Origin of the sequence: Streptomyces tatrensis (genome assembly GCF_049310065.1) — a bacterium.
Classification (GTDB): Bacteria; Actinomycetota; Actinomycetes; order Streptomycetales; family Streptomycetaceae; genus Streptomyces.
In genome coordinates, this window is record NZ_JBMDLB010000011.1 from 4271473 (window position 1) to 4286151 (window position 14679).

Genomic DNA, 14679 nt, shown 5'->3' on the forward strand with positions numbered 1-14679 from the left:
CGGGAACTGACTTGATATCGAACCTGCTGCGGCGTTCTCGCGCCGCTCTCGCCGTCACCGTCGCCACGGGCGCCCTGCTGACGGTCGCCTCGCCGGCCAACGCGGTCGCCGCGCCGCCGAACACCGCCGCCTCCGCCTTCGTGATGGACGCCTCCACGGGCGCCACGCTCACGAGCAAGTCGGGCGACACCAAGCGCGAGGGGGCCAGCACCACGAAGATCATGACGGCTCTGGTCGTCCTCACGAGGTCGAGCCTCGACCTCGACAAGAAGGTCACGATCCAGCAGGAGCACCTGAACTACGTCGCCCGCGAGGGCGCTAGCTCGGCCTACCTGAAGGCCGGCGCCACCCCCACCGTGCGCCAGCTGCTGTACGCGATGATGCTGCCCTCGGGCTGCGACGCGGCCTACGCGCTCGCCGACACCTTCGGACAGGGCACGACCAGGGCGGCACGCGTCCAGAGCTTCATCTCGAAGATGAACACCAAGGCGAAGGACCTTGGTATGACCAACACCCACTACGACACCTTCGACGGCATCTCGAACGGCAACAACTACATCACCGCGCGCGACCTCGCGAAGCTCACCCGCGCGGCGATGCGCTACACCCACTTCAAGGCGATCGTGAAGACCACCGCGTACAGCAGCGGCGGCACGTCCACCGTCGCCACGTGGAAGAACACCAACCTGCTGATCCAGCCCCGTCCCGGCGGCTACGCGGTCCAGGGCGCCATCGGCGTCAAGACCGGCACCGGAACGGCCGCGGGCAAGTGCATCGTCTTCGCCGCGACCCGTAACGGCAAGACCGTCATCGGCGTCCTGCTGAAGGACGAGGAGCGCTACGCGGACGCGATCAAGCTCATCGACTGGGCCGCCGGCCCGTCCACCACGTCGACGCTCCAGCGCAGCGCCACCGAGCCCATCCCGGACGTCCTCGACTGATGTCGTGACGCCCTGACGTCCTGCTGACGCACGCAGACGTCCACGGGGGCGCTCCGCCCGACCGAACCGGTCGGCCGGGGTGCCCCCGTTCGGCTGTCCCGTGGTGTTCGATCGACCAATGACGAGCGACGCACGCGACCTGAACGACTTCCACACCACCCTGCACACCCTCCGCGTCTGGGACGGCCCGCTGCCGTCCTTCGACACGGCCACCGCACCGGCCGACCCGCTCGGCCTGTTCCGGGAGTGGTTCGTTCACGCCGCCAAGGCGGGGCAGCCCGAGCCGCACACGATGAGCCTGGCGACGGTGGACGCGGACGGCCGGCCCGACGTACGGACGCTCATGCTGCACGACGCCGACGAGCGCGGCCTGCACTTCGCCTCGCACTCCACCAGCACGAAGGGCCGCCAGCTGGCCGGGCAGCCGGCGGCGGCGCTGGGCTTCTACTGGCCGGCGGTGGCCCGCCAGATCCGCGTCCGGGGACGGGTCACCGCCTGCGACGCGACGGAGAGCCGGGCCGACCTGGCCGCCCGCACGCGCGGAGCACTGGCGGCGGCCCTGACGGGCCGGCAGAGCGAGGTGCTGGCCTCCCGGGAGGAACTGGCCGCCGTCGCGGCGGAGTCCTGGGAGCGGGCGGGCACGGAACCGGACGCCCCGGCGCCGACATGGACCCGGTACGTCCTCGCCCCCACGGAGATCGAGTTCTTCCAGGGAGACCCGGCCCGCCTCCACACCCGCCTCCGGTACACCCGCACCCCCACCACCCCGTGGACCCACCACCTCCTGTGGCCCTGACCCAGCCGCCCGGGGCATGAGGACCGGGGTCCGAGGCTTCCCACCCATCCGGCGTCCGAGGACCGGGGGGCTTCCCACCCGTCCGGCGTTTCAGGACCGGGGTCCGGGGCTCTTCAGCCGTCCGGCGTTTGAGGACCGGGGTCTGGGGCGGAGCCCCAGGGGGTCCGGGCGCAGCCCGGTACCCCTCCAGCCCGTCCGGCGCTTGAGGACCGGGTCAGGGCAGAGCCCTGGGAACGGAGGAAGGGCGGGTAGGGGACTCCGCCCCGCAGGGCCGACCACCCGCACCCACCCAACGGCACCCGCAGGGTCGTCCGGCCAGCCGGGCCGCCAGACAGCCGGGCCACCGGGCCACCGGGCCACCGGGCAAGCCGGACAGCGGCAGCCGGCCGCGCGGGCCACCGGACAGCCGAAGCCGGCCACCAGGCCGACCACGACGCTCAGGCCACCGCGAACACCGCCACCCAAACCCCCTCCGCCGCCTCCCGGAAGGACACCACCAGGTCCATCCCCACCCGCAACTCCGCCCCCTCCGCCCCCTCCGCCCCGACGACCTCGGTCATCATCCGCGGCCCCTCCGCAAGGTCCACCACCGCCGCCACGTACGGCACCCGCTCCCCGAAGGGCGGCAGGTCGTTCCTATGGACCACCGACCAGGTGTAGAGCGTGGCCCGCCCGCTCGCCGTCTCCCACGTCACCCGGTCCTCCCCCGCCCAGCAGGCCGGGCAGAACTCCCGCGGATAGTGGTGCGCCTTGCCGCACTCCCCGCAGCGGCGCAGCAACAGCCGCCCCTCCGCCGCCGCGTCCCAGTAGGGCCGCGTGAAGTCGTCGATCTCCGGCAGGTCGAACCGCGCAGCCGTACCGGCTCCAGTACTCACGACACCACTCCTCCGGGACACACCCATCTGACGTCCCGTCAGTTCACCGGATCCGCCCCCATCCCACAAGCCCCCACCCCCGACACCCACCCACCACGACTCCCCGCCACCACACCCCACCCCCCGCCACCACTCCCCGTAATCGATCCGCAACCGATTCCCTCCTCGTCCGAGACCCACCGCCCGCGTACGGCGATACGCTCACACCTCATGCCCGGAGCCCCCACAGCACCCGACCTGTCCACCCAGCCCCGCCCGGTCTACGTGATCGGCGCCGGCCCCGGCGGCCTCGCCGTCGCCGCCGCGCTGCGCGCCCGCGGGGTCCGCGCGGTGGTCGTCGAGAAGTCGGAGTCGGTCGGCGCTTCCTGGCGGCGGCACTACGACCGCCTCCACCTGCACACCACCCGCCGCCTCTCCGCCCTGCCGGGCCTGGCCATGCCGCGCCGCTTCGGACGCTGGGTCGCGCGCGAGAACGTGGTGCGCTACCTGGAGAAGTACGCCGAGTTCCACGAGCTGGAGATCGCCACCGGCATCGAGGTGACCCGCCTCGAGCCCACCACACACTCGGCGGCCCCCACGGACTCAGCGAACTCCGCGAACTCCGCGGACCCCACGAACCCCCAAGCCCCCGGCTGGACCCTGCACGCCACCGGCGGCCGCGTCATGGCTGCCCGGGCGGTGGTGGTCGCGACCGGGTACAACCACACCCCCCTCGTCCCCGACTGGCCCGGCCGGAACACCTACCCGGGCCCGCTCGCCCACGCCTCCGAGTACCGAAACCCCACCCCCTACGCCGGCCAGGACGTCCTCGTCGTCGGCGTCGGCAACACCGGCGCCGAAATAGCGGTCGACCTCGCCGAGGGCGGCGCCGCCCGGGTCCGGCTCGCGGTGCGCACGGCCCCGCACATCCTGCGCCGCTCCACCGCCGGCTGGCCCTCGCAGCGGACCGGGATCCTGGTCCGGCACCTGCCCGTCCGGCTCGTCGACCGGCTCGGCGCGATCGTCGGCAAGGCCTCGGTCCCGGACCTGTCCGCGTACGGCCTCCCGCGCCCCACCACCGGCCTGTACACCAGGGTCAAGCAGGGGTCGATCCCGCTCCAGGACGTCGGCCTGATCGACGCGGTCCGCACGGGCCGGGTGGAGCCCGTGGCCGCAGTCGAGTCCTTCGACGGAGCCGAGGTGGTCCTCGCGGACGGCTCACGGATCACCCCGGACGCCGTGATCGCGGCCACCGGCTACCGCCGCGCCCTGGAGGGCCTGCTCGACGGCCTCGACGTACTGGACGACCGAGGCCGCCCCCGCACCCACGGCGCGAACACCCCACCCGACGCCCCGGGCCTCTACTTCACCGGCTTCACCAACCCCATCAGCGGCAACATCCGCGAACTGACCCTGGACGCAAAGAAGATCGCGAAGCACATCGCCCGCACGGTCGCCCCGTAAGCCCTCCCCAGCCACCCCAGGCCCTCCCCCTGCCCCTCAGGCCAGTTGTCAGTGGCCTGGGGCAGCATCGGCACGCCGGACCACCACCGAAGCCATGGGGGATCACCGTGTCGATCACAAACCAGCAAGCAGCAACCCGCCCCTTCCTGGAGCCGCTCTACCGGGACGCGTACTACCCGGATCACGTCCTCGACAAGGGCCGGGCCATCCTGCTCCGGCTGTGCGCGCGCATCGAGGCCGAGCAACCGGCGAACCTGCCCGCGCTGTACGTGCTGACGGGGGCGGCGACCGAGGAGTTCAACCTCCTGGAGGCGGAGTTCGAGGCCGCGGGGAGCGAAATCGAGACCGTGGCGCGCGAGGAGATAGCCGAGGACTTCGGGTTCGTGGCCTCCGCATACGGATTCGCGGACGCGGACATCGAGGCGCTCATCGCCCCCCGGGAGTGGTGAGCAGCCCCTCGGGCGGCGAGACCGGCCGGGCCGGGGAGGCCGCTCCCGCAGCACCGTCGCACGCTCCTGACCTCGGCCGAATAATGGTCTGGACCGGCCCGCGGCGATCTGAGACCGTTCCCAGGAAGGCCCCGGAAGCCGACCCAGAACCCACCCCGGGACGGCCCTGAGGCGTGTCCGGGAGCCGGGCCGCGAGCGTTCCACACAGCACCTCCACCAGCTTTCCTGTGCATCCCTGTTCCTGACGGCACGTCAGTTCAGTAATCTGACTACGCGTCAGTTATTGAGATTCGTCGAGGTTCATCGAGCAGGAGCGGGCGGAACGATGCTTGGATCTACTCACGGCACCCTCACCACCGACTTCCGCGCACGTGTCGAGGCCTGCGGGGAGACCCCCAGGACGGCCGTCCACTCCACAGCGGCGCCGTCCGCCGAGGACACGGTCGCGCTGGACGTCAGCGGTCGGCCCCTGCACGCCGACGCCCCCGACCTGGACCGGTTCTTCCGGCCCGAGTCCGTGGCGGTCATCGGCGCCTCGGACGCCGACGGCAGACCGAACACCGGCATCACCCGCCAGCTCATCGCCTGGGCGGAACGCGTCGGTGCCCGGCTGCACCCCGTGCACCCCACCCGGGCCACGGTCTTCGGGCTGCCGTGCCACGCCTCCGTGGCCGACCTGCCCGAACAGGTGGACCTCGCGGTCCTCCTCGTAGCCGACCCGCTCCCGATCGTCGAGCAACTGGCGGAAGCCAAGGTGAAGTTCGCCGTGGCCTTCGCCTCCGGCTTCGCCGAGACCGGCGACGAGGGCGCCGCCGCGCAAGCCCGCCTGGGCGCCGCCGTACGGCGCTCGGGCCTGCGCCTCCTCGGGCCCAACACGAACCTCAACGCCTTCGAGAAGTTCCGCGACGACCTCGACGGCCCGGCCATCGCGCTCATCACCCAGTCCGGCCACCAGGGCCGGCCGGTCTACACCCTCCAGGAGCTGGGCATCCGCCTCTCCCACTGGGCGCCCACCGGCAACGAGGCCGACCTCGAAACCTCCGACTTCATCTCCTACTTCGCCGAGCAGCCCGAGGTCGGGGCCATCGCCTGCTACGTCGAAGGCCTCAAGGACGGCCGGCAGTTCCTCCTCGCCGCCGACCGGGCCGCCCGCAACGGCGTACCCGTCGTCGCCGTCAAGGTCGGCCGCACCGAGACCGGCGCCCGCATGGCCGCCTCCCACACCGGGAAGCTGACCGGCGCGGACACCGTCGTGGACGCCGCCATGCGGCAGTTCGGCGTCATCCGCGTCGACGGCCTCGACGAACTCCAGGACACCGCGGCCCTCCTGGCCCGCGCCCGCAAGCCCCTCGCCGACGGAGTGGTCGTCTACTCCATCTCCGGTGGCACCGGCGCCCACTTCTCCGACCTGGCGACCGAGGCGGGGCTCAGCATCCCCACCCTCTCCCAGGCCAAGCAGGACGAACTGCACCAATGGATTCCCTCCTACCTGGGCGTCTCCAACCCCGTGGACAACGGCGGCCACCCGGTAGGCGACTGGCGAGGCCGCAAAATCATCGACGCGATCCTCGCGGACCCCTCGGTCGGCGTCCTGATCTGCCCGATCACGGGCCCTTTCCCTCCCATGAGCGACAAGCTCGCCCAGGACCTGGTGGACGCGGCCGAGCAAACGAACAAACTGATCTGCGTGATCTGGGGCTCCCCGGTCGGCACGGAGGAGGCCTACCGCACCACGCTCCTCGGCTCCTCCCGGGTCGCCACCTTCCGCACGTTCGGCAACTGCATCACCGCCGTCCGCGCGTACCTCGGCCACCACCGCTTCACCTCCTCCTACCGCTCCCCCTTCGAGGACGCCCCGCGCACCACCTCGCCCTCCTTCCGCAAGGCCCAGGCCCTCATGCGCCCGGGCCAGCAGCTCAGCGAACACGCGGCGAAGCAGCTCCTGCGCGCCTACGGGATACGCGTGCCCCGCGAACAACTGGTGACCAGCGCCGCAGCGGCCGTACGGGCGGCCGGACTGGTCGGCTACCCGGTCGTCATGAAGGCCTCGGGCCCTCAGCTCGCGCACAAAACGGAACTGGGCCTGGTCAAGATCGGCCTGACCTCGGCGAGTCAGATCCGCGACGCCTACCGCGAGTTGACGGACATCGCACGCTACGAGAACGTCCCGCTGGACGGGATCCTCGTCTGCCAGATGGTGGAGCGCGGCGTCGAAATGGTCGTCGGGGTCACCCAGGACGAACTCTTCGGCCCCACGGTGACGGTGGGGCTGGGCGGGGTCCTGGTGGAGGTCCTGCACGACGTGGCCGTCCGGGTCCCGCCCTTCGGGGAGGACCAGGCCCGAGCCATGCTCGGGGAACTCCGCGGGCACGCGCTGCTGGAGGGCGTACGGGGGGCGCCCCCGCCGACGTCGACGCGCTGGTGGAGGTCATCCTCCGGGTGCAGCGGATGGCGATGGAACTGGGCGACGAACTCTCCGAGCTCGACATCAATCCCCTGATGGTGCTTCCTCGGGGCCAGGGGGCGGTGGCCCTGGACGCGCTGGCCATCTGCCACTGACCTCCGGTGGCCCTGCCGTCCTCGCCCGGCGCCGCCCGGCTCCGGCGCCGGGCGGACGCCGATCCGGGGCCCGCGCCCCGGCCCCCCGCTGCGCGGGGCGGAGTCCCCTACCCGCCCTTCCACCGTTCCCAGGGCCGGCCCTGACCCGGTCCTCAAACGCCGGACGGGCTGAAAGCGGGGGCCCCGGGCTGCGCCCGGACCCCCTGGGGCTCCGCCCCAGACCCCGGTCCTCAAACGCCGGACGGCTAAAAGATCAAACCCCGGCCGGGACGGAACACTCGAACCCCCAACCAGGAGGGACCACTCGGCCCCCCGGGCGGGAGGACAGAGCACTCGGACCCCAGCGCGGGAGGGACCGCTCGGACCCGGGCGGGAGGGACCGCTCGGACCCGGGCGGGACGGGACGTTCCCCCCGGTCGGGGTCGGACGTTCCCCCCGACCAGGGTCGGACGTTCCCCCCGGCCGGGGTCGGAGGCTCGGCGGGGTCGGGGACGGGGGCGGGGTGGGGTGTCGGACTGGACGTAAAGCGTGATTTGTGGCGCCAGAGAAGCCCAAGCTGTCGAAGCAGAACAGAGGGCGCCTAAATCATGCAGTCCAGGCCGACACCCCACCCCGCACCCGGCACCGACCCCCACCCGCAGCCCCCACCGACCAAGGCCACCCCCAGCCCCGCCGGCGTTTGAGGCGCAGGGGCCCGGGGACCGGTCCCCGGCAACGGCGCCGCACCCACCCACGAACAGGAGTTCCCCCATGACCCCCACCCCGGAGGACCACGTCCTCCACCGCTTCGAGAGCGGCGTCTCCTGGATCACCCTCAACCGCCCGGAGGCCATGAACGCCGTCACCTGGGACCAGCGCGAGCGCGTCATCGCCCTGCTGGCCGAGGCCTCCGCAGACCCCGACGTCCGCGCCGTCGTCATCACCGCCACCGGCAAGGGCTTCTGCGCGGGCGCCGACCTCCGAGGATCCCCCGCCACCCCCGCGGAGCGGGTCGTCGGGGACGTGGCCCGCATGATCCGGCTCGGCGCGCAGCGCCTGATCACGGCCGTGCTCGACTGCGAGAAGCCGGTCATCGCCGCAGTGAACGGCACCGCAGCCGGCATCGGCGCACACCTCGCGCTCGCCTGCGACCTGGTCATCGCCGCCGAACCGGCCCGTTTCATCGAGGTGTTCGTCCGCCGCGGCCTGGTCCCCGACGGCGGCGGCGCGTACCTGCTCCCCCGCCTCCTCGGCCCGCAGAAGGCGAAGGAGCTGATGTTCTTCGGCGACGCCGTCCCGGCCGCCGAGGCGGAGCGGCTCGGCCTGGTGAACAAGGTGGTGCCCGCAGAGGCGCTGGAGGAGACCGCCCGGGAGTGGGCGGAGCGCCTCGCGCAGGGCCCCACCCGCGCCCTGGCCCTGACGAAGCAGCTGGTCAACGCTTCCCTGGACGGCGACCGGGCGACGGCGCTCGCCGCCGAGGCCACCGCCCAGGAGCTCAACATGACCACGGCCGACGCGAACGAGGGGGTCGCCAGCTTCGTGGAGCGCCGCACCCCGAAGTACCTCGGCCGGTAGCCGGAGCTATGGCTACAGCTACAGCTACATACCCGGATCCGGCGTGAGCAGCGCGAACACCGCTCCCGTCGGGTCCGCGGTCCACGCCATCCGGCCGACCTCCGGGACGTCGGCGGCGGGCATCAGGACCGAGCCCCCGCCGCCCCGGACGGCGGCTACGGTCGCGTCCACGTCGGCGACGTTGAAGTACGGCACCCAGCGCGGGACTTCATTCGCACCGTCGCCCTGCGGCGCGACCCCGCCGAAGGAGCCGTCCTCCTGGTCCCCGTCGGCGATGCTCAGTACCCGGTACGTCATCCCGGGGGCCTCCATCTCCGCGGAGCGCCACCCGAAGAGCCCGGCGTAGAACTCGACGGCCGCGACCGGGTCGGGGACGTGCAGTTCCGCCCAGACCAGACTGCTCACCTCGGAGGTCCGCCCCAGCCCGGCGGTCTTCCCCGGCTGCCAGCACGCGAACTCAGCGCCCTGCGGGTCGGTGAACTGCGCCAGCCAGCCCTCCCCCATGACGTCCCCGGGCTCCATGCGCACCACTCCGCCGCCCGCCTTGACGGCCGCCGCCGTCTCCTGGATGTCGGGGGTGTTGAAGTGCAGCATCCACGCCGGGGTGGCGCCCTCCTCGGTGAGCGGCCCCAGCGCGGCGACGGTCTTCCCGCCGACCTGGAAGAAGCCGTAACCACCCGCCTCCGGGCCGAGGGAGAGGAACTCCCAGCCGAAGACTCCGGTGTAGAACGAGACGGCCCCGTCGGTGTCGGGGCTCCCGAGGTCGAGCCAGTTGGGCGATCCCTTGCGGAAATCGGTGCCGAGCATGAGGTTCCTCCTGTGCGTGCGCCGCTACTGCGGCGGGGTCCTGTCACCGGGTCCCCGGGTCCCCGGGTCTCCGGGTCTCCGGGTCTCCGGTCCCCCGCCACGATGCCGAGCCCGTCCGTGGCCCGCGCTCCAGGGGACTCCGCACGGCGGTGGATTCACCCGTACGGCCGCGCCACTCCCGCTCCCGTGTCCGCATCCGTGGGATGTGCGACCCGATGGACGCGGTGGACGCGGTGGCCAAGCAGCCCCCGGGCCCCGCCCCGAGCGCCTACCGCACCTACCGCGCCTGCTTCCGCAGGATCCGCACGTCCCCGCTGTCCGGGTCACCGATCAGCACGAACAGCTGCGGCTCCTCCTCGCTGCCCGCCACCCGCCAGTACAGCGAAGCCTCCTCGCACTCCGCGACGGACAAGGCCACGCCCGGCCCGTAGCCGTCGTCCGATCCCCCGGTGTGCTCCCAGGTCCCGCGCCCCGAGCAGCGGTCCGTCACGCCGAACCCGTCGTCCACGGGCAGCTTCTCCGCCATCGCCCCGCCCTCGGCGTCGAGTTCCAGGCGGACGCCGGAGCCGGCCCACTCGCCGACGTAGTCGCCGCGCTCCAGGGCCGGCGGCTGGTACGGAGGCATGAGGAAGCCCGCGACGAGGGCGGCCGGTACCGCGAACGCGGTCGCCGCCAGCGTCCACAGCCGCATCCGGAGCTTCCTGCGCTGCCGCATCCGCGCGTACACCGCGACCCCCACGGGGAGCACCCCGGCGGCCGCGATCCAGCCCCACGTGGCGAGGTAGGAGGTGCGGATCAGCAGGGCCACCGGTGCGGCGTACACGCCTGCGAGCAGGACCAGGACCGGCAGGGCCCACCGCGGCGCGGAGATCCGGGTGCGCAGGCCCACGGCGTTGGAGAGTTCCATCACCGGCGTGGTGACGAGCGTGCTGTGCACCCAGCCCGCCACGGCCGCGAACAGCGGCAGGAAGACGCACGCGAAGGCCACCTCGAGGATCAGGCCGATGGCGAACGTGCCGTAACCCACGCCGTACGCGTCGCTCTCGCCCGGGGAGACCCACCAGAGCAGCGCCCCGACGAGGAACTGCGCCGCGGCGACGGTTTCCGCGCCGGGCGCGATGCCGGTCCAGGAACGTCTGATCCGCGGCGCGACACCCACGTGGTTCGACATGACGAGCCCCCGCATCCCCACACTATTGAACACGTTCAATCCACGTGGACCCTACACTCCCCTTCCCATCTGACGAACCGTCAGCTTCAATCGGTGATGTGATGGGACACGCAGGGATGGCGGCCACCGTCGTCCGATACCTCAGATCAGTCGGCTCCCTCCCCTCCGCCGCGGCGGAGCCCGGGGCCGAGCCCGTCGAAGCACTGCCCCGCCCCGATCTGCGGGCCGTCGGCGAGGACGAACGCGCGCCCGTCAGCCCGGCAGAGTTCCGCGCCGTACTGGGGAACTTCGCCAGCGGGGTCACGATCATCACCTCCCCGCCCGGCGAGGACGAGGAGGGCCCGGCCGGCTTCGCCTGCCAGTCCTTCGCCTCGCTCTCCCTCGACCCGCCGCTGGTCACCTTCATGGTGGCCCGTACGTCGACCACCTGGCCCCGCATCGCGCGCACCGGGGTGTTCTGCGTGAACATCCTCGGCGCCGAACAGGGCGAGCTGTGCCGGGCCTTCGCGGTCAGCGGCGCCGACAAGTTCGCCGGCGTCGCCCACACCCCGGCCCCCGCCACGGGTTCGCCGCAGCTCGAAGCGGTGCCCGCCTGGATCGACTGCCGGATCCACGCCGTGCACACCGGCGGGGACCACCTCATCGTGGTGGGCAAGGTCGAGGCCATGGGCGCGGCCGGCGAGGGCGAGCCCCTCCTCTTCCACAAGGGCCGCTTCGGCCGCTTCGCCGACTGACGGATCCCCCCGCCGCTGCCGCTATCCTGCGGATCTCGAACGGGCGGGGGGCCATGAGACACACGTACTACGAGCCGGGTCGCAGCAGGTGGACCGCCGTCACGGGCCGGCTCATGCTGATCAGCGCGGCCGCCACGGTCGGGGCCGTGTGGATCAAGCTGGACCCGTACCCGCCGCTGAAGACCGAGCTCGCCCTCGCCGCCATCACGGTGCTCTTGGCCGCCTGCTGGATCGTGGCCTCCCGCCGGGCCCGGACCGGCCCTGCCGAGGCACGGCCCGGGCTGCGGCCCGCCCGGCAACCGAGCCGGGGCCTGTCCCGGCTGCTGGCCGTCGGCACCGTCCTCGCCAGTGCCGCCGCCCTCCTGCTCGCCTTCACCGTGACCGGCGACTTCGGCCGTGAGCAGGAGCGACTGGAGCGGGCCGGGATCGACGCGCACCGGATCCCCGTGTCGCGGGTCCTGAGCACGCCGGAGCCCACCGGGAAGAAGAGCGCCTCGCGCAAGGAGCTGTACACCGCCGACCTCGCCTTCCAGGTGCCTTACGACAGCGGCGAGGTACGCGAGCTCGTGCTCCGGAGCTTCAAGACGATCGGGCCGCCCGAACCGGGGATGAAGGTCGATCTGTACTACGCCCGCGCGCACCCGGACATCGAGGTCCAGACCGGGCCGCCTGGCCTCGGATCGCTCGTCGTCATGCTCTACATCATGGTCGGGGTGCCCGCCCTCGTCTTCGCGGCCCGGGCGCTGAAGGCCGCCGACGCCCACTTCGTGCACACCCTGCGGCGCTTCCGCGCCCGGGTGCACCTTCCCGCCTTCGGGATCCTGCTCGTCGGAATCGTCCTGTTGCTGCCCGTGGCCCTGGAGTCCCGGGCCGACGGGTTCGCCCGGGGCGCGGCCGCACTGGCGGCGCTCACCCCCTGGCTGGCCCTGCGCCAGGTGCGCAGAGCCGGCCGCGAGGTCAGCGAGCCGAACGAGTCGACCAAATCGACCACATCGAGCTAGTCATCCGGGCTCAGAACGTGAGGACCCCCCGGGCCACCCGCCCGTGGTGGGCGTCGTCCACGGCCTTGTCGAAGTCCTCGACCGGGTAGACCTCCGTCACCAGCTCGTCGAGCAGCAGCTTGCCCTGCCGGTAGAGCTCCGCGTAGAGCGCGATGTCCCGCTGCGGGCGCGAGGACCCGTACCGGCAGCCCATGATCGTCTTGTCGAGGTACATGGAAGAGACCTGGAAGGCCACCTCCTCCTTGAAGCCGGGCACGCCGAGCAGGACCGCCTGTCCGTGCCGGTCCAGCAGGTCGATCGCCTGCCGGATCAGCTTGACGTTGCCCACGCACTCGAAGGCGTGGTCCGCGCCCGTGGGGAGGATCTCCTTCACGGCCGCCGAGGAGTCCGCCACCGCCGAGGCGTCGATGAAGTGCGTGGCGCCGAACTGCCGGGCCACCGCCTCCTTCGCCGGGTTCGCGTCGATCGCCACGATGGTGGTGGCACCCGCGATCCGCGCGCCCTGGAGCACGTTCAGCCCGATGCCGCCGGTGCCGATGACGACCACCGTCTCCCCGCGGTCGACCTTGGCCCGGTTCAGTACGGCGCCCACGCCCGTCAGGACCCCGCAGCCGATCAGCGCGGCCGAGGTCAGCGGAATGTCCTTGGAGATCTTCACCGCCTGCACGGCCTTGACGATCGTCCGCTCCGCGAAGGCCGAGTTGGACGCGAACTGGAAGAGCGGCTTGCCGCCCCGCGAGAACGGCTGCCCCGGCATCCCGATCGCCTTGCGGCACATCGTCGGCCGGCCGCGGTCGCAGTCCGCGCACGCCCCGCAGTTGGCCAGCGTGGACAGCGAGACGTGGTCGCCGGGCACCACGTGCGTGACCCCGGAACCGACCGCCTCCACCACGCCCGCGCCCTCGTGCCCGAGCACCACCGGCGGCGGGAACGGGATCGTCCCGTCGATCACCGACAGATCGCTGTGACACAGCCCGGCCGCCGCTATCGCGACCAGCACCTCCCCCGGCCCCGGGTCCCGGATCTCCAGATCGTCGACCACCTGGGCCTGCTTGCCGTCGAATACGACGCCTCTCACCTGGACTCCTTAGGCAGGCCGAGCACGCGCTCGGCGATGATGTTGCGCTGGATCTCGTCCGAGCCGCCGTAGATGGTGTCGGCACGGGTGAACAGGAACAGCCGCTGCTCCTCGTCGAGTCCGAGTTCGTACGGGGTCCCCTGCGACCACTGCCCCGGCCCGGCCGTGGCCACCGCGCCCCGGACCTCCACCGCCAGCTCCCCGAGCCGCCGGTGCCAGCCGCCCCACAGCAGCTTCGCCACGCTGGGCGCGCCGGGGTCCCCGCCCGAGCTGCCCGCGGCGCCCGAGCCGCCCAGCGTCCGCAGCGCGTTCCACCGCATCGTGCGCAGCTCGGCCCACTGCCGTACGAGGCGTTCGCGCAGGACCGGGTCGCCGGAGCCCGCGTCCACGTACGCCCGGACCACGCGCTCCAGTTCGGCCGCGAAGCCGATCTGCTGGACGAGCGTGGAGACCCCGCGCTCCAGCGCGAGCAGGCCCATGGCCACGGACCAGCCGTTGCCCTCCCCGCCCACCACCTCGGCGGCGACGGCCCCGTCGAAGAACACCTCGTTGAACTCGGAGGTCCCCGACATCTGCCGGATGGGCCGGACCTCGACCTTCCCCGGCTGGTCCATGCGGACCAGGAGGAAGGACAGCCCGCGGTGCCGCTCGGAACCGGCCCCGGTGCGCGCCAGGACGAAGCACCAGTCGGCGTCCTGGGCGAGCGAGGTCCAGATCTTCTGCCCGGTGACCCGGTACGGCCCGGTCCCGCCTCCGCCCGCGTCCCGTACCGCCGTCGTACGGATTCCCGCGAGGTCGGAGCCGGCGCCCGGTTCGGAGTACCCCTGGCACCACAGCTCCTCGCCGCGGGCGATGCCGGGGAGGAAGCGGGCCCGCTGCTCCGGGGAGCCGTAGGCGATCAGCGTCGGCGCGAGGAGGTTCTCGCCGATGTGGCCGACCCGGGCCGGGGCGCGCGCGGCCGCGTACTCCTCGGCCCACACCACCTGCCCGGTGAGGGACAGGCGCCGGTTGCCGTAGGCGCCCGCCGGTCCCCCTTCCGCCTCCCAGCCCTGGCCGATCCAGCCGCCGCGGCCCAGCTCGCGCTCCCACGCGCGCCGGACCTCGACTCCTTCGTGCTCGCTGCCGGGGCCGCCGAGGCCGACGGCCTCCTCGTAGGGCCCCGTGAGGTGCTCCGCCAGCCACTCCCGGGCTCGGCCGCGCAACACCTCGTCCTCGTCGTCGAAGCCGAAGTCCATGGTCAGTGCCCCCTCGGGTGCTGTCCGGCCCCTGTG

Annotated in this window: 12 protein-coding genes and 1 pseudogene; 8 read left to right on the forward strand and 5 right to left on the reverse strand. The window is 72.6% G+C overall.

Annotated features, from left to right (window positions below; genetic code table 11):
• The first annotated feature begins 11 nt into the window (after positions 1-11).
• Positions 12-941 (forward strand): D-alanyl-D-alanine carboxypeptidase family protein, encoded by a 930-nt coding sequence (locus ACODT5_RS35065; protein ID WP_422523118.1) that lies wholly within the window; start codon positions 12-14, stop codon positions 939-941.
• Between the two features lie 118 nt (positions 942-1059).
• The gene (locus tag ACODT5_RS35070) at positions 1060-1737 is read left to right on the forward strand and encodes a pyridoxine/pyridoxamine 5'-phosphate oxidase (RefSeq protein WP_422523119.1); all 678 of its coding nucleotides are present in this window, start codon (positions 1060-1062) and stop codon (positions 1735-1737) included.
• Positions 1738-2174: 437 nt separating this feature from the next.
• Here the strand turns inward: ACODT5_RS35070 and ACODT5_RS35075 are convergent, their stop codons facing one another.
• Positions 2175-2639 (reverse strand): Zn-ribbon domain-containing OB-fold protein, encoded by a 465-nt coding sequence (locus ACODT5_RS35075; protein ID WP_422523120.1) that lies wholly within the window; start codon positions 2637-2639, stop codon positions 2175-2177.
• 183 nt (positions 2640-2822) lie between these two features.
• Between ACODT5_RS35075 and ACODT5_RS35080 the strand changes: the two genes are divergently transcribed.
• From ACODT5_RS35080 to ACODT5_RS35095, 4 genes and pseudogenes are all read left to right on the forward strand, one after another.
• Positions 2823-4055 (forward strand): flavin-containing monooxygenase, encoded by a 1233-nt coding sequence (locus ACODT5_RS35080; RefSeq protein ID WP_422523121.1) that lies wholly within the window; start codon positions 2823-2825, stop codon positions 4053-4055.
• Positions 4056-4162: 107 nt separating this feature from the next.
• Positions 4163-4504 carry a DUF5713 family protein gene (locus ACODT5_RS35085; RefSeq protein WP_422523122.1) on the forward strand — a complete coding sequence of 114 codons (342 nt, stop codon included), beginning with the start codon at positions 4163-4165 and terminating at the stop codon, positions 4502-4504.
• A 517-nt stretch (positions 4505-5021) separates the two neighbouring features.
• Positions 5022-7063: pseudogene (locus ACODT5_RS35090) on the forward strand (acetate--CoA ligase family protein).
• A gap of 750 nt (positions 7064-7813) precedes the next feature.
• Positions 7814-8617 carry an enoyl-CoA hydratase/isomerase family protein gene (locus ACODT5_RS35095; RefSeq protein WP_422523123.1) on the forward strand — a complete coding sequence of 268 codons (804 nt, stop codon included), beginning with the start codon at positions 7814-7816 and terminating at the stop codon, positions 8615-8617.
• Positions 8618-8641: 24 nt separating this feature from the next.
• On the opposite strand, the gene ACODT5_RS35100 is transcribed toward ACODT5_RS35095, so the two are convergent.
• Both ACODT5_RS35100 and ACODT5_RS35105 read right to left on the reverse strand, forming a co-directional pair.
• On the reverse strand, positions 8642-9424 hold the full coding sequence (locus ACODT5_RS35100) for a VOC family protein (RefSeq protein WP_422523124.1): 783 nt from the start codon (positions 9422-9424) through the stop codon (positions 8642-8644).
• 277 nt (positions 9425-9701) lie between these two features.
• The gene (locus tag ACODT5_RS35105; RefSeq protein WP_422523125.1) at positions 9702-10595 is read right to left on the reverse strand and encodes a hypothetical protein; all 894 of its coding nucleotides are present in this window, start codon (positions 10593-10595) and stop codon (positions 9702-9704) included.
• Between the two features lie 116 nt (positions 10596-10711).
• Between ACODT5_RS35105 and ACODT5_RS35110 the strand changes: the two genes are divergently transcribed.
• Positions 10712-11329, forward strand: coding sequence for a flavin reductase family protein (locus ACODT5_RS35110; protein WP_422525129.1), 618 nt, complete (start codon positions 10712-10714; stop codon positions 11327-11329).
• 53 nt (positions 11330-11382) lie between these two features.
• Positions 11383-12330: a hypothetical protein gene (locus ACODT5_RS35115; protein ID WP_422523126.1), complete on the forward strand. Its 948-nt coding sequence runs from the start codon at positions 11383-11385 to the stop codon at positions 12328-12330.
• Between the two features lie 10 nt (positions 12331-12340).
• Here the strand turns inward: ACODT5_RS35115 and ACODT5_RS35120 are convergent, their stop codons facing one another.
• Both ACODT5_RS35120 and ACODT5_RS35125 read right to left on the reverse strand, forming a co-directional pair.
• Positions 12341-13408 (reverse strand): Zn-dependent alcohol dehydrogenase, encoded by a 1068-nt coding sequence (locus ACODT5_RS35120; RefSeq protein WP_422523127.1) that lies wholly within the window; start codon positions 13406-13408, stop codon positions 12341-12343.
• On the reverse strand, positions 13405-14643 hold the full coding sequence (locus ACODT5_RS35125) for an acyl-CoA dehydrogenase family protein (protein WP_422523128.1): 1239 nt from the start codon (positions 14641-14643) through the stop codon (positions 13405-13407). The genes ACODT5_RS35120 and ACODT5_RS35125 overlap by 4 nt, the downstream gene beginning before the upstream one ends.
• Positions 14644-14679: the final 36 nt, after the last annotated feature.

Excerpts from the sequence above, each read along its gene's own strand:
- ACODT5_RS35070 (WP_422523119.1), top strand. The coding sequence starts at position 1,060 with ATGACGAGCGACGCACGCGACCTGAACGACTTCCACACCACCCTGCAC.
- ACODT5_RS35075 (WP_422523120.1), bottom strand. The coding sequence starts at position 2,639 with ATGGGTGTGTCCCGGAGGAGTGGTGTCGTGAGTACTGGAGCCGGTACG.
- ACODT5_RS35080 (WP_422523121.1), top strand. The coding sequence starts at position 2,823 with ATGCCCGGAGCCCCCACAGCACCCGACCTGTCCACCCAGCCCCGCCCG.
- ACODT5_RS35095 (WP_422523123.1), top strand. The coding sequence starts at position 7,814 with ATGACCCCCACCCCGGAGGACCACGTCCTCCACCGCTTCGAGAGCGGC.
- ACODT5_RS35100 (WP_422523124.1), bottom strand. The coding sequence starts at position 9,424 with ATGCTCGGCACCGATTTCCGCAAGGGATCGCCCAACTGGCTCGACCTC.
- ACODT5_RS35105 (WP_422523125.1), bottom strand. The coding sequence starts at position 10,595 with ATGTCGAACCACGTGGGTGTCGCGCCGCGGATCAGACGTTCCTGGACC.
- ACODT5_RS35110 (WP_422525129.1), top strand. The coding sequence starts at position 10,712 with ATGGCGGCCACCGTCGTCCGATACCTCAGATCAGTCGGCTCCCTCCCC.
- ACODT5_RS35115 (WP_422523126.1), top strand. The coding sequence starts at position 11,383 with ATGAGACACACGTACTACGAGCCGGGTCGCAGCAGGTGGACCGCCGTC.
- ACODT5_RS35125 (WP_422523128.1), bottom strand. The coding sequence starts at position 14,643 with ATGGACTTCGGCTTCGACGACGAGGACGAGGTGTTGCGCGGCCGAGCC.